Source organism: Lunatibacter salilacus (assembly GCF_009797935.1).
Classification (GTDB): domain Bacteria; phylum Bacteroidota; class Bacteroidia; order Cytophagales; family Cyclobacteriaceae; genus Lunatibacter; species Lunatibacter salilacus.
Genome location: NZ_VOLC01000022.1, coordinates 24,220 through 36,935, shown reverse-complemented (window position 1 = coordinate 36,935; position 12,716 = coordinate 24,220). Strand labels below are relative to the sequence as shown.

Annotated in this window: 12 protein-coding genes; 6 read left to right on the top strand and 6 right to left on the bottom strand. The window is 41.4% G+C overall.

Annotation, left to right across the window (positions count from 1 at the left end):
• The first annotated feature begins 31 nt into the window (after nt 1-31).
• The 5 genes from FQ608_RS23060 (at nt 32) to nagB (ending at nt 5,784) form a co-directional block, all read left to right on the top strand.
• Nucleotides 32-2,437 (top strand): TonB-dependent receptor, encoded by a 2,406-nt coding sequence (locus FQ608_RS23060; protein WP_158860859.1) that lies wholly within the window; start codon nt 32-34, stop codon nt 2,435-2,437.
• Nucleotides 2,438-2,465: 28 nt separating this feature from the next.
• The gene (locus FQ608_RS23055) at nt 2,466-3,596 is read left to right on the top strand and encodes a BamA/TamA family outer membrane protein (protein ID WP_158860858.1); all 1,131 of its coding nucleotides are present in this window, start codon (nt 2,466-2,468) and stop codon (nt 3,594-3,596) included.
• 61 nt (nt 3,597-3,657) lie between these two features.
• Nucleotides 3,658-4,287 (top strand): class I SAM-dependent methyltransferase, encoded by a 630-nt coding sequence (locus FQ608_RS23050; protein WP_158860857.1) that lies wholly within the window; start codon nt 3,658-3,660, stop codon nt 4,285-4,287.
• 37 nt (nt 4,288-4,324) lie between these two features.
• Entirely contained in the window at nt 4,325-4,927 is a 603-nt protein-coding gene (locus FQ608_RS23045) for a trimeric intracellular cation channel family protein (protein ID WP_158860856.1), read from the top strand.
• A gap of 128 nt (nt 4,928-5,055) precedes the next feature.
• Entirely contained in the window at nt 5,056-5,784 is a 729-nt protein-coding gene (nagB, locus tag FQ608_RS23040) for a glucosamine-6-phosphate deaminase (protein ID WP_158860855.1), read from the top strand.
• A 16-nt stretch (nt 5,785-5,800) separates the two neighbouring features.
• Here the strand turns inward: nagB and FQ608_RS23035 are convergent, their stop codons facing one another.
• Together FQ608_RS23035 and FQ608_RS23030 are read right to left on the bottom strand one after the other, a co-directional pair.
• On the bottom strand, nt 5,801-7,264 hold the full coding sequence (locus tag FQ608_RS23035; RefSeq protein ID WP_158860854.1) for a sensor histidine kinase: 1,464 nt from the start codon (nt 7,262-7,264) through the stop codon (nt 5,801-5,803).
• A gap of 162 nt (nt 7,265-7,426) precedes the next feature.
• Nucleotides 7,427-8,599, bottom strand: coding sequence for an aspartyl protease family protein (locus tag FQ608_RS23030; protein WP_234364350.1), 1,173 nt, complete (start codon nt 8,597-8,599; stop codon nt 7,427-7,429).
• 292 nt (nt 8,600-8,891) lie between these two features.
• Between FQ608_RS23030 and FQ608_RS23025 the strand changes: the two genes are divergently transcribed.
• Entirely contained in the window at nt 8,892-9,362 is a 471-nt protein-coding gene (locus FQ608_RS23025) for a Fur family transcriptional regulator (RefSeq protein WP_158860853.1), read from the top strand.
• A 22-nt stretch (nt 9,363-9,384) separates the two neighbouring features.
• Here the strand turns inward: FQ608_RS23025 and FQ608_RS23020 are convergent, their stop codons facing one another.
• The 4 genes from FQ608_RS23020 to FQ608_RS23005 all read right to left on the bottom strand — a co-directional run bounded on the left by FQ608_RS23020 (nt 9,385) and on the right by FQ608_RS23005 (nt 12,673).
• Nucleotides 9,385-9,837 carry an SRPBCC family protein gene (locus FQ608_RS23020; RefSeq protein WP_158860852.1) on the bottom strand — a complete coding sequence of 151 codons (453 nt, stop codon included), beginning with the start codon at nt 9,835-9,837 and terminating at the stop codon, nt 9,385-9,387.
• 77 nt (nt 9,838-9,914) lie between these two features.
• Nucleotides 9,915-10,853 carry a protease modulator HflC gene (gene hflC / locus FQ608_RS23015; protein ID WP_158860851.1) on the bottom strand — a complete coding sequence of 313 codons (939 nt, stop codon included), beginning with the start codon at nt 10,851-10,853 and terminating at the stop codon, nt 9,915-9,917.
• A 106-nt stretch (nt 10,854-10,959) separates the two neighbouring features.
• The gene (hflK, locus tag FQ608_RS23010; protein WP_158860850.1) at nt 10,960-11,937 is read right to left on the bottom strand and encodes an FtsH protease activity modulator HflK; all 978 of its coding nucleotides are present in this window, start codon (nt 11,935-11,937) and stop codon (nt 10,960-10,962) included.
• A 124-nt stretch (nt 11,938-12,061) separates the two neighbouring features.
• A complete protein-coding gene (locus FQ608_RS23005; RefSeq protein ID WP_158860849.1) occupies nt 12,062-12,673 on the bottom strand; it encodes a cytochrome c oxidase subunit 3 in 612 nt (203 codons plus the stop codon).
• Nucleotides 12,674-12,716 lie beyond the last annotated feature (43 nt).

The following is a 12,716-nucleotide window of genomic DNA, read 5'->3' as shown; positions in this document are numbered from 1 at the left end:
TCGATTTACCTATTGAAACCATAATTTCAGTATGAAAAAGTTATTGATTTTGCTTTATTTTTCAGTGATCTCCACATTCCTGTTTGCCCAACAGGGAAGTATCCAAGGACGGGTGTTTAATCCGGTCAATAATGAACCCATACCTTTTGCCAATATCGTAATTCAAGGTACGGATAAAGGGACAGTTACTGATGAAAAGGGCTTTTACCAACTGGAGGGTATCGCTCCCGGCCTGTATAATGTCCGTGCATCCTTCATTGGATTCAAACCGAAAACTATCTTTGAGGTTCAGGTAACATTGGCTCGTTCAGTTCAGCTGGATTTTGAACTGGAAGAAGAGGCTTCCGATTTGGAGGAAGTTGTAGTTTCATCAGAATTCTCCCGATCTGAGGATACACCCATTTCCGCCAGAAAGCTAAATGCAAACGAAATAGAAAGGTATCCAGGAGGAAATCGGGATATAAGCCGTGTAATCCAAGCACTACCTGGAGTTGCAAGTACCGCGAGCTTCCGTAATGACATCATCATTCGTGGGGGAGCTCCAAATGAAAACAAATTTTTTATAGATGAATTTGAGGTCCCTGTCATCAATCACTTTGCCACACAAGGATCTTCCGGGGGACCATTAGGTATTTTAAATGTGAATTTGATAAAAAACGTAGATGTCATCAGCGGTGCCTTTCCAGCAAACCGGATGAATTCTCTAAGCTCATTTTTTGAATTCGAGTTGAAGGATGGCCGCAGAGACAAAATGTTGACCCAACTTACAGTTGGTGCAAGCGAGCTTACCCTATCGAATGAAGGTCCGATAAGTGAGAAGACGACTTATATCCTCTCGGCAAGGAGATCCTATTTACAAGGCTTATTCCGGCTAATCGGGTTGCCATTCCTGCCAACATTCCACGATTTTACCCTCAAAACCAAAACCAAAATTAACGATAAAACAGAGCTTACTTTCCTGGGAGTCGGCGCAATCGACCAATTTGTACTGAACTTTGATGTCCCATCCGAGGAAACGGAAGAAGAACGGGATGATAGGTTGTTTCTATTAAATAATCTGCCTATATCCACACAGTGGAACTATGCTACAGGAGTAAAACTTAAGCGCTTTCGCTCAAACGGCTTCTGGACCTACATACTGAGCCGAAACATGCTGAATAACAGGTCGTATAAATACCTCAATAACGATGAATCCAATCCGGCAAATCTCATATTCAATTACCTCTCTCAAGAAAGTGAGAATAAATTCCGTGCGGAAAACAGTATTTTCGGTAAGGGCTACACCCTAAAATATGGCGTGAATTATGAATTTAGCCGATACTACATAGAAAACTTTAGCCGACAAGCAACCGAATCAGACGGTCTAGCCTTAGACATAAACGCAACTTCTTATTTTAATTCGTATGGTGCGTTTATTCAAGGAAGCAAAAAATATTACAACGAAAAACTACTTGTAAGTGGCGGGATTCGGATGGATGGTAGTGACTTTGGATCCACCGCAAGCAACCCACTAAATCAGATTAGCCCGAGGCTTTCCGTCAGTTATCAACTTAGAAATAATCTATTCTGGACAGCCAATGCAGGAATCTATTATCAAAAGCCCCCCTATACCGTACTGGGTTTCAGAAATAACGCAGGTATCCTCCTCAATCAGGAAAACGATGTGCGATATATACGTTCCACGCACTTTATTTCAGGAATAGAAATCCAAAAACCAGATAAGAACCGGCGGTTTACCATAGAGGGTTTTTATAAGCTATATAACAACTACCCCTCCTCTATTCAAAACGGAATAGCCCTTTCCAACTTGGGGGCGGATTTTGGTGTCATCGGCAACGAAGCAGTACGCTCCGATGCTGAGGGTCGGGCATATGGGTTGGAATTCCTGGCCCAGCAGCGCTTGTTCAATGATTTTTATGGTATAGCGGCCTTAACTTTAGTTAGAAGTGAATTTACAAACCCCAATACTGTAGGCTTTATCCCATCTGCCTGGGACAACCGCTTCATCGTAAGTCTCACAGCAGGAAAGAGGCTGAATAGAGACTGGGAAATTGGTGCTAGATGGAGGTTCTTGGGAGGCACACCTTATATACCTTTTGATGTGGAGGCTTCATCTCTAAGGTCCAACTGGGATTTGTTTAACCAAGGAATCTTTGACTATAGCCGGATCAACGAACCTCGGTTAAATAGTTTTCATCAATTAGATCTCCGTGTGGACAAAAAATACTTTTTCGACCGCTGGAATCTAAACTGGTATTTCGACATACAAAATGCCTATAATTTTCAAGCAGAACAACCGGATCGACTGGTGGCAATCAGAGATGAGCAAGGCTTACCCGTGGTAGACCCCACAGATCCCAACAGGTATTTGTTGCGGAGTGTTAGAAACACAGCCGGATCGATTTTGCCAACCGTAGGAATAATCATCGAATTTTAAATCCGGATTGTGATACCTTTGCACCTTGATGTGGAAGGTAACGCTTATTATGCTTCTGGGAATGACCCCAGGAAGGATGCTTTGGGCTCAGGATGTTCCTGAAAAACCCAAGGGAGGGACTATTGAAGGTCTATTTGATCTTGCGGATGAAGTCATAAACTTTATCAGCAGAGATTCTTGGACCTTTATTCCTGCAGTTACCTATTCACCGGAAACTAATTTGGGTTTGGGGATCCGTGCGCTAAAAGTATTCCGCCCCGCAAACGCTCAGGATTCACTTACCCGCCCATCCTCCTTTCCAATTACTTTCCTTTATACCCTCAACAAACAAGCCTTCGTCACTACTGAGTTGAACTTGTGGATGAAGGATAATGGTGCCTACTTTAATACACGTTTTGAGTTATCTGATTACCCTTTTCGCTTTTATGGAATAGGAAATAACCCCCAAACCGATGAGGTATATGCAACCCGCTATGCCTATTTTCATATCAATTATGAGAAACGACTTGCTCCTGGACTGTATTTGGGACCGCGTTATGAATTTCGAATAGACGACATTTATGAAAAATTGGAACAAGGCCTTCTTGCCTCCGGAGAAGTTGCCGGAAGCGACGGACAGTTGCTCTCCGGGTTGGGCTTGGTGCTGAACTACGATACCCGTGACAACATATTCCAACCGGGAAGAGGTGTATTTCATCAATTGTCCTATATGACATTCCAACCCTATTTCGGAAGTAATTTCACGTTCAGTCAATATCAATTGGATTTACGAAAATACATCGAAGTGCGGCCAAAACATGTCCTAGTTGGACAGTCCTGGCTGAGTTTTACGGGGGGAAACCCACCCTTCCAACACGTCTCTCTCATTGGAGGCAGCGACAGGATGAGGGGGTTTTTTGAGGGAAAATACCGAGACCTACATGCGATGGTGTATCAAACAGAATACCGGCTTCCCGTATATAGAAACTTGGGTCTGGTGGTTTTTGGAAATGCCGGACAGGTAGCTCCTACGGTCAAAGGATTCTCCATACAAGGATTCCGATATGGTGGTGGGGTAGGCTTTCGCTATAAGTTAAACGACGAGGGAATAAATATTAGGTTGGATATCGGTGTGGGAGATCAAAGAGCTTTTTATTTTGGGCTGAATGAAGTAATTTGAGGAACGGGATCGTTCTATTTGGGAATCCCTCAACTACTTCGCTCAAGATCAATAATAGAACATGGACTTCAGAGAATTAAATAAACTTCTAGGCAACATTGATATCTACCTGCTGGATCAGATTTTAAAAGGTAGGTTTACTCCTGAAATGAAGATCTTGGACGCTGGATGTGGTGAGGGGAGAAACACGCATTATTTTATCCAAGAAGGCTTTCAGATATTCGGAATTGATCAGGACAAATTGTCCATAGAGATGGCCCGCATGTATGCCAGTTCCATCCGTAAGGATTTTGACATTCATCGTTTTCAAGTAAATGGCTTAGAAAACCTGATGTTTCATACGGCGGCTTTTGATGCGGTATTAAGTAGCGCAGTCTTGCACTTTGCCCGTGATGAAAACCACTTCTTGGTCATGGTTGGAGAAATGATCCGTGTCCTCAGGCAGGGCGGAATTTTTTGGTTACGTATGTGTACTGATGCGGGAAATGTATTGGATGAAGCAACCAGCATCGGCAATAGCCGCTTCTTATTACCAGATGGCAGTGAACGGTTTGTTCTTACGTCAGCACTTTTAGGATCAATGATTGAAAAATATGGCCTAAGACACATCGAACCCCCAAAATCTGTAGTGGTCCATGGGCTTCGTTCAATGGGAATTTTTGTTTTCGAAAAAGGTAAGGCTACCCTCTAAAAAAAGCTATCTTTGCGCCAAACTTTACGTTACGTAGATGGACTTACAGTACGCACTTGAATTGATCGGGACATTTGTTTTCTCCATTTCGGGTGCATTGGCTATTCAGGATAAAGGCCATGACTTATTTGGTGCTGGATTTACCGGTTTTATTACGGCAATCGGAGGAGGCAGTTTGCGCGACATTCTCCTGGGGGCACATCCCTTGGTTTGGATAGGCAACGTCGATTTCCTATATGCCATCCTAGCGGGAATATTGGTTACTTTTGTTTTTTTCCGTTTTGTATCCAAACTCCGAAAGACGTTGTTTTTGTTTGACACCTTGGGAATTGCTTTCTTTACCGTCTTAGGTGTAGAAAAGACTCTTAGTCTCGGGTTCAGTGTAGAGGTGGCCGCCATTATGGGGATGTTTTCCGCAGTCATGGGTGGTGTGATCCGTGATACGCTTACTAATGAAATACCCATTTTATTTCGTAAAGAAATTTATGCCTCCGCATGCCTCGCGGGTGCGATAGTTTACCTTATCGCCAACCATTTTGGTCTGGAAAGAGACATTAATTTATTGATTTCAATCAGTCTTATCATAAGTATTCGGTTAGTCGCTGTGAAATATAAACTTAGTCTGCCTACTTTGGGATGATGGGAGGAATGAATCAAAATTTAAACGTTAAACATGGCGTAATTTTCCAATTTCTGCAGAAAAATTGGCCTGTTTTTCATTAATGCGCGTATTACTTTAAAATTAAAGCTAACATAAAGGGTTAATTTATGACTATTACCACTCTCTCTTCAGTGGAAGATTTGAATATTGCCGCAGCTGAATTGTTCATCAAAGCTGTCCGACTCAATCCAAAAATTGTATTGGGTTTTTCTACAGGCAATTCTCCTAAAGGGATCTATCAATTACTCATACAGGATCACCTCAGAAATAAAACAAGCTACAAATCGGTAACCACATTTAACTTGGATGAATATGAAGGGCTTGACGGTTCCAGTGAACAGAGTTATCGATATTTTATGGACACCCATTTGTTTGACCACTTGGACATTGATAAATCCAATACGCATGTACCATCCGGATTGGGAGATCTTGAGGCAGGTTCGCGCATTTACGATGAAATGATAGAGAAAGCGGGGGGTATTGATCTTCAACTTATCGGAATAGGAACGAATGGACATATTGCGTTTAATGAACCTGGCACTCCTTTCAATTCCAGAACTCACATTGCCAATCTCACTGAAGAAACAATTGAGGCCAATTACAAAGATTTCCTCTCAAAGGATGGTATCCCCAAACGTGCTGTCACCATGGGTATTCAGTCCATCATGGAGGCAAAACAACTAGTTATGGTGGCATTTGGCAAAAATAAGGCTGGGGCTATTAAGAAAATGATTGAAGGACCCATCCACACTGATATGCCGGCTTCCATTCTCCAAAAACATCCTAATGTAACCATTTTCTTAGACCAAGAGGCTGCATCTCTGTTGAAGAAATAGAGATTTTCCGAAAATATTATAGAATGAGATTTCGCAAATAGATTCTAAAGAGCAATCCATCTCCGACCGAACTTTCGGTTTCAATTTTACCGTCGTTTGCTCGAATTTGTTCCCGTACGAGGTACAATCCAAGCCCTTTCCCCTCAACATGATTATGAAAGCGCTGATACAACCCAAAAAGTCGGTCTCCGTACCTTTTAAGATCCAATCCTATACCGTTGTCTTTATATTCTATAATTCTGTATTCTTCTAGTTTATAAGTAGAAATCCATACTTCTGGTGTTCTGTCCGGATGTCTATATTTAACTGAATTAGTGAGGAAATTCATGAAAAAGTTTTCAAGGTGTGCATAGATATAGTTCATCTCGTTCAAACTGGAAAAATCTTTATGGATTTTTATTCCGGATTCTTTTAGTTGATTAAATAAACTTTTTTCCACATTATTTAGCAAAAGATTGAAATTGACCACCTCTACCTTGGGTATTTTTTGTTTTTTGATAGACACAACTTCAATGAGGTCCTGCAGCGTCGCGTGGAGTAGGTTGGTAGAAATTTTTAAATTTTCAATTACCTCTTCGTTTTCCGGATCTGCAGGGTTTGTTTCGTTAAAGAGGTCTAAAAGCAAAGAGATGTTTACGATTGGCGCTCTTAGGTTATGGGAGACAATATATGCAAAACGCAAGAGCTCCTCGTTGTGGGACTTCAAATCTTTGATGAGAATTTCCCGTTCAGCTTCCAGTTTTTTTGAACCGGTAATATTTTGTTGAACTAACAGAATTCTGTCAATTTTCCCCTTTTCATTTCTAAGAGGGACGCCGCTTTTCAGATAAAATTGTTTTCTATACTGGACCTCATAGGTTACCATTTGACCTTCAAGCACCTGTTCCAAATTTCTTTGTGAGACCGCTCTATATTTCGCATCATACAAGTCCAGATGGGAAGTACCTACTAACTCGGCCGGCTCCAAATCCAAAAGACGATACTCTGTCCCCTCAGTATATATATACCGGAGTGAGGTATCCAAGACGTCGATGGTTCCCCTTGGGAAATTTTTCGCAATACTTTGGTACAATTGACCTGACTCAAGAAATCCATTGTCGATATCTTCAGGGACATCGTGTCTCCGTAGGGCCGGAGAGTCACCGTCCATGACTAAAAAGGCTGACGTGATAAGCTCTGAACCGTCTGCCTGAAGAATAATATGACCCTGGATTTGCGTGGTAACCTCTATTCCCTGCTTCCAGACAAGAGTAGTACAGATATTTTTCCGAAGCTTAAATGCCTCATATATGCCTTCAAAGAACGGCTTGCGGATACCAGGAAATACCTCTTGCAGGGAGGATTGTACTGTAATTGGGTCGATGTCTGCGGCCCATTGGTGATCATCAGAACTGAGACACACCCATTCATAGTTATTACTAGCAACCCTTTTGAAAGTGACCAGTAGGTTACTAATTCCATCAGCAAATAATTCCACCATGAACAACACCAAAATTACCCAGAATCCTTGAAAAAGCTAATTGCTATTCTATTGTTAAGATTTTCCCAAATATAAAAGAAATATAATTACGATCGATGCAGTTGATAACCCCAAAAATGTACCTTACAAATACAATTGGAATTTTTAATAAGATTTTAAAATTTATAACTGTTTTTTCAAAACAAACGAAATTCTAAGGCTTTCCGGTGGATCTTCTTCATTGCCGGACCCACGCAAAATATCCAATGTAATTACCTTCCCCTCCTCCGAACGCAGTAATTTGGTTACATCCGCTAGCTCCCAAAAAAAAGAAGGCACCTTATTAATAGCAGTGATCTCATCGTAAAGTTGTATGCCGGCAACGCCTGAGGGTGAATTTCCCCTAACCTGACTTACATAGAACCGCTTTTCTTCAGCCGAAAAAACCCGGACCATCATCCCACTCATGTCGTAGTCAAATTGCTCACTGAATTTGGCCCCTTTTTTATAGAGCATCCGTTCCCTTGGATAATCCAATATTAATTTAACCCGGTTCAATAGCTCTGAACCAATGCTACCTTGACGGCCTGTTTCTACAATCACACCGGAGAATTCTGTCTCGTCAGGATAAGATGTAATGACATTTCTAAATTTAAGGCCATTGATATCCACTCTTCTTACCCTTCCCACAAAGCCAAAAAGATCTCCACCCAGCGATCTTCCAAGATCCGTTTCCAAGGTGAGAGGGGGCAATTGGATGGCATCGGTAGTTTCTCTGTTTAATAGCAAGCCGTGGTTTGCACCTGTATCAATCAACAATTTAGCTTCCAGTTCCTCCGCACCAATCTGACGAATAGTTGTATTTATATATGGTTTGTTACCTATCATTTCCATGGGAATAGACCGGTAGGCAAAAGGTCTCCATCTAAGCGCAGATGTGCGGTAAAAGGAAACCACTGCGTTGTCATAGTCGATTTTTACCGGATTGTTTTTGAAAAATTCATTACCTATCACACCATAGATCGGTATTCCAATCACTTTTTCCAATTCCAAAAAATCTTCATCCAAAACCAGAATAGCCTGATAAATTCCTTCAATTTCCCCCAGGTCAAAGTTGTTGTTTGGAGAAACCGACGCACTTAAAACAGTCTGACCATCTGCTCCCACCAAGTTGAGCTTGCGGGTATATTTCATACCAAGCTCATCAGCAATTGTCTTGCTGAAGAAAATATTAGACTTAACACCTGTGTCAAACAAAAAGTTGATGGGAGGCCCACCATTTATTGAAACAGGGATAATAACCAAGCTATTTGAATCTATAAAGGGAATTTTAATCCTCCTAGATTCCTTCTTCATATAAAAGCCCGGAACCTGGCCAAAGGAAGCACCTCCAAGGAATAGGAAAAAACAAATTATAAAAAACCGGTTGAATGGGTGCATAAACGTGAGTGGCTAATCCAATATTTCGTTAAGATAAAAAATAAATCCGAGTCCTAATTCATTACTATGGAAAGTTTACCTAAGATTTCATTTATCTTGGTTCTAATTTGGAATTAAAGCAAATAAGGAGGATTTTTCCCGAGTATTTAAGGCCGAATTTGAATAACTCTAAAAAATACCGCATATTTATTATTCAGAATAAAGTACTATGGCAGAAAAGTCACTTATTGAAAAAGCAAAAAAGATTTTTGAAAATTATTTACTCCGTCAGGGAAGCCGCAAAACCCCTGAGAGGTTCTCAGTGATTGACGAGCTGTATGCCCTCCCACAGGATGAACATATAGATGTTGAGGGCCTCTTTTTGCTTATGAGAAACAAAGGCTATACCATTAGCAGAGCGACCATATACAATACTCTTGATCTACTTGTTGAATGCGGGCTTGCTGTAAAGCATCAGTTCAAAGACAAAGTCGCGCTTTATGAACAGGCATTGACCTACAAACATCACGATCACTATGTCTGCAATCAATGCAGGAAAATTAAGGAGTTTTCGGACGAAAGGATTAATCTCATAAAGGAAGCTATGGGAAAGGAGTTTGTCTCTACGATAACCAGCCACTCCCTTGTACTTTATGGAGATTGTAAGATCGTAGAATGTGAAAACTTGATTGTGATCTGACAACCAAGTATTTCAACACCGTTTATTTAATCGGCTTGTTAGAGAAGGTGCGTCGGTAGATTGGTTTCCGATAGAGGAATTGAAAATATAGGATAGGGTATAGCAATGGGGTTAAGATGAAGTTGGAGCCTTGGTAGTTAATCTCATCCTTTATTTCAGTCACAGTGCTACCCCTGTTAATTAGGCGATGTGTATGTTGCCAAAATCCAAGAAAAAACGGAAGCTTTATCCCCTTATCTACAAAATAGAATTCCGATTCATTGGTATGGTCTTCAATGATTTCACTAGTCCATGTTTGCTTAAAAAAAAGAAAATTCAATTCAAGGCTGACGATATCTCCTTTTTCCGAACCATCAAAGCGCAACAGCTTTACCGGAGGAAACGGCGGGCTTAGCAAACTAAAGAGGTCTTGGTTGAAGCCTTCTTTTACTTTTAGAAAATGCTGGCTTACTGTAGTCGAGATAGTGATTCGCATACTGGTAAAAAAACAAGATTAAAGGTATCCGGCCAGATGAATGGCCGGATACCATTTTTCCGCAAGGGACATTTGAATTAATTAAGGCGCTTAAGGTATCTGAACATTTCACTGTCTGAGGATATAACCAAGCTGGTTTTTTCATCTAGTGATTTTTCGAATGCTTCCATGGTTCTCAAGAACCGATACAGATCTATTGATTGCCTATTTCTGTTAAATACAGATGCATAAATTTCAGAGGCTTCCGCATCCGCTCTTCCACGTATTTCTTCCGCTTTCTGATAGGCTTCAGATTGAATGAGAGCGAGGTCGCGCTCTTTGTTTCCTTCTATCACCCGTGCTTCACCCTGCCCCTCCGAACGGAATTGATCGGCGATCCGGTTTCGTTCACTGATCATCCGGTCATATACCCGATCCCGGACATCATCCACGTAATTCATACGCTTAAATCTGAAGTCTAAAATTCTTACGCCAAGGTCGGCACACCTTTCATTCGCCTTTTCCAATATAATTTTTTCAATAGCAGCTCTTCCCACATTGATGTCTTCCAGAACTTCTATCTCTTCCATAAAGTCTTCGGTTATCTCAGGGTCTCGATTAGAAGAGCGGACAATATCGAGGAGTTCATTGCTGGCGATGGCATTCCTCGTTTCTCCATCCAAAATATCGTCCAGTCTAGACTGGGCAGATCGTTCGTCCCTTAGTCGAATAAAAAACTGCAGTGGATTTGTAATCTGCCACCGGGCATAGGTATCCACGAAGATAAATTTTTTGTCTTTAGTTGGAACTTGATTTTTGTTTCCATCCCACTCAAGGTACCTTTTGTCAAAAAATTGCGTTTTTTGAATAAATGGTGTTTTGAAGTTCATGCCTGGAGTAGAACGTGGTTCTCCCACTGGTTTCCCAAATTGGGTTACGATCGCCTGTTGGGTTTCATCGAGTATAAATACGGTGTCACTTATCGTAAAAAGTACCACCACGACCACAATTATGTATATTATTGAGCTCTTTTTCATATGATTCTATTTGTTTGTAAGCGGCCATAACTTGCCCCGGTTTTTCGGGGTGGAATCTTGCAAAGGAAAATCCTACCTCCATCAGGCGTTCTCGTCATGCTCGATTTCATGGGTTGATTTTAGTAGGGGCACTGTTGAGATTCAGTAAAGGAAGCACATTGCCGCCTTGTTCATCAGTGATTATTTTATTACCAATTTTAGGCAGGACTCGTTCCATCGTTTCGAGATAAATCCGCTGTTTGGTTACTTCCGGCGCTTGGATGTAAGCCTCATAGATCGAGTTGAAACGATCTGCTTCACCTTTGGCACGGTTTACCCTATTGAGGGCGTAAGCCTCAGCAAGTTGTATGGTCTCTGTCGCCTCACCCCGTGCTCTTGGAATAACACGGTTATATTCCGCTTCCGCTTGATTAATAAGGGTTTCTCTTTCCTGCTGCGCCTCGTTTACCGCATTGAAAGAAGGTTTTACCGGTTCGGGCGGGTTGACATCTTGGAGAACCACTTGATCTATTCGTATTCCGTTTTCGTATTCGTCGCACATCTCTTGAAGAAGCACCTCCACACTGGTTGCGATTTCCTGCCGACCTACTGTAAGTACTTCATTTACAGTCCGGTCTCCCACTATTTTTCTCATCGCTGACTCGGACATGTCCTTCAGCGTTTTCTCAGCATTTCTTACACGAAACAGGAAATTGTAGGAATTGACGATCCTATACTGGATCACCCATTCCACATCGGTAAGGTTGAGGTCTCCGGTTAGCATCATGCTTTCATCAGCGAAACCTGTTTTGGTATATTCTGAGGGCTGCCTCAAATCCGATGTCCGAAAACCAAATTCCTGCTTTAACTGCCGTTGCACTGGTATCTTATACATCGTTTCAAAAAACGGAATAATAAAATTCAATCCTGGCTGGACGGTTCGGTCATATTGACCTAATTGGATGACTACGCCCTCCTCTTCCGGACCTACCGTCTTAATGGCCGTTCCCAAAATTATCAGGACAACAATCCCAATAATAACTTTACCGAGATATTTTTTAATCCAGTCTGGATTTATGTTAATCTCATATTGTTCTTGTGCCATTTGAAGTTATTTTAGTTTATATTTAAGACACAAAGTTAACACCGCTTCAACCTATTCCAACCGAAAACCTCACGAAGTTACTTTTAATGTGCTAGTGGATACCAATCGAATTGTTGCAAACTATCTAGATTACCCATATCAACGTGAAAAACAGAATAATCCAAACAATATCCATGAACTTCCAATAGGTGGCAAAAAGCTGAAATGTCATAAGGTCAAAGGGATTCGAAAGGAGTATCAAGTTCTTGACCTCGTCCTTTTCGCACGCCTGTACTTTGCTTAGAAGCCTGCCGGCAAATATCATTGCTCCAACCAAATGGACGATATGAATACCGGTAAGCACGTATAGAAAACTTCCAGATGCTATTCCTTGAAAATCAATCCCGTTCGCTGCCAGTTCTTTCCACCCCAAGAATTGGAGGCCCGTAAACCCTAAACCCAACAATAACGTAGCCCACAAGTACTGCTTAACCTTCTCCGTCCGGTCCTGCCTGTATTGGGGTACAATCTGGGAAGCAGTATAGGCACTTGCCAACAGAACGAAGGAACTTATTATAAATGCCTTTGGAAAATAAAGTGGGCTGAAAAAGGAAAAAGTTGCCTGGGAACCTAAAAAAGCGAGCAGTAAAAACAAAAAAATCAACCCACTGCCGAACATCCCCAAATACATCATTGTCTGATAGGGGTGCATATTTTCAATCCGGGTAAACCAGTGCTCTTTATTTTCAGAAACCATGAATGCTTGTTTGATTTTAAAACAATAAACTTTAACGATGGTT

Excerpts from the sequence above, each read along its gene's own strand:
- FQ608_RS23060 (WP_158860859.1), top strand. The coding sequence starts at position 32 with ATGAAAAAGTTATTGATTTTGCTTTATTTTTCAGTGATCTCCACATTC.
- FQ608_RS23055 (WP_158860858.1), top strand. The coding sequence starts at position 2,466 with ATGTGGAAGGTAACGCTTATTATGCTTCTGGGAATGACCCCAGGAAGG.
- FQ608_RS23050 (WP_158860857.1), top strand. The coding sequence starts at position 3,658 with ATGGACTTCAGAGAATTAAATAAACTTCTAGGCAACATTGATATCTAC.
- FQ608_RS23045 (WP_158860856.1), top strand. The coding sequence starts at position 4,325 with ATGGACTTACAGTACGCACTTGAATTGATCGGGACATTTGTTTTCTCC.
- nagB (WP_158860855.1), top strand. The coding sequence starts at position 5,056 with ATGACTATTACCACTCTCTCTTCAGTGGAAGATTTGAATATTGCCGCA.
- FQ608_RS23035 (WP_158860854.1), bottom strand. The coding sequence starts at position 7,264 with ATGGTGGAATTATTTGCTGATGGAATTAGTAACCTACTGGTCACTTTC.
- FQ608_RS23030 (WP_234364350.1), bottom strand. The coding sequence starts at position 8,599 with ATGAAGAAGGAATCTAGGAGGATTAAAATTCCCTTTATAGATTCAAAT.
- FQ608_RS23025 (WP_158860853.1), top strand. The coding sequence starts at position 8,892 with ATGGCAGAAAAGTCACTTATTGAAAAAGCAAAAAAGATTTTTGAAAAT.
- FQ608_RS23020 (WP_158860852.1), bottom strand. The coding sequence starts at position 9,837 with ATGCGAATCACTATCTCGACTACAGTAAGCCAGCATTTTCTAAAAGTA.
- hflC (WP_158860851.1), bottom strand. The coding sequence starts at position 10,853 with ATGAAAAAGAGCTCAATAATATACATAATTGTGGTCGTGGTGGTACTT.
- hflK (WP_158860850.1), bottom strand. The coding sequence starts at position 11,937 with ATGGCACAAGAACAATATGAGATTAACATAAATCCAGACTGGATTAAA.
- FQ608_RS23005 (WP_158860849.1), bottom strand. The coding sequence starts at position 12,673 with ATGGTTTCTGAAAATAAAGAGCACTGGTTTACCCGGATTGAAAATATG.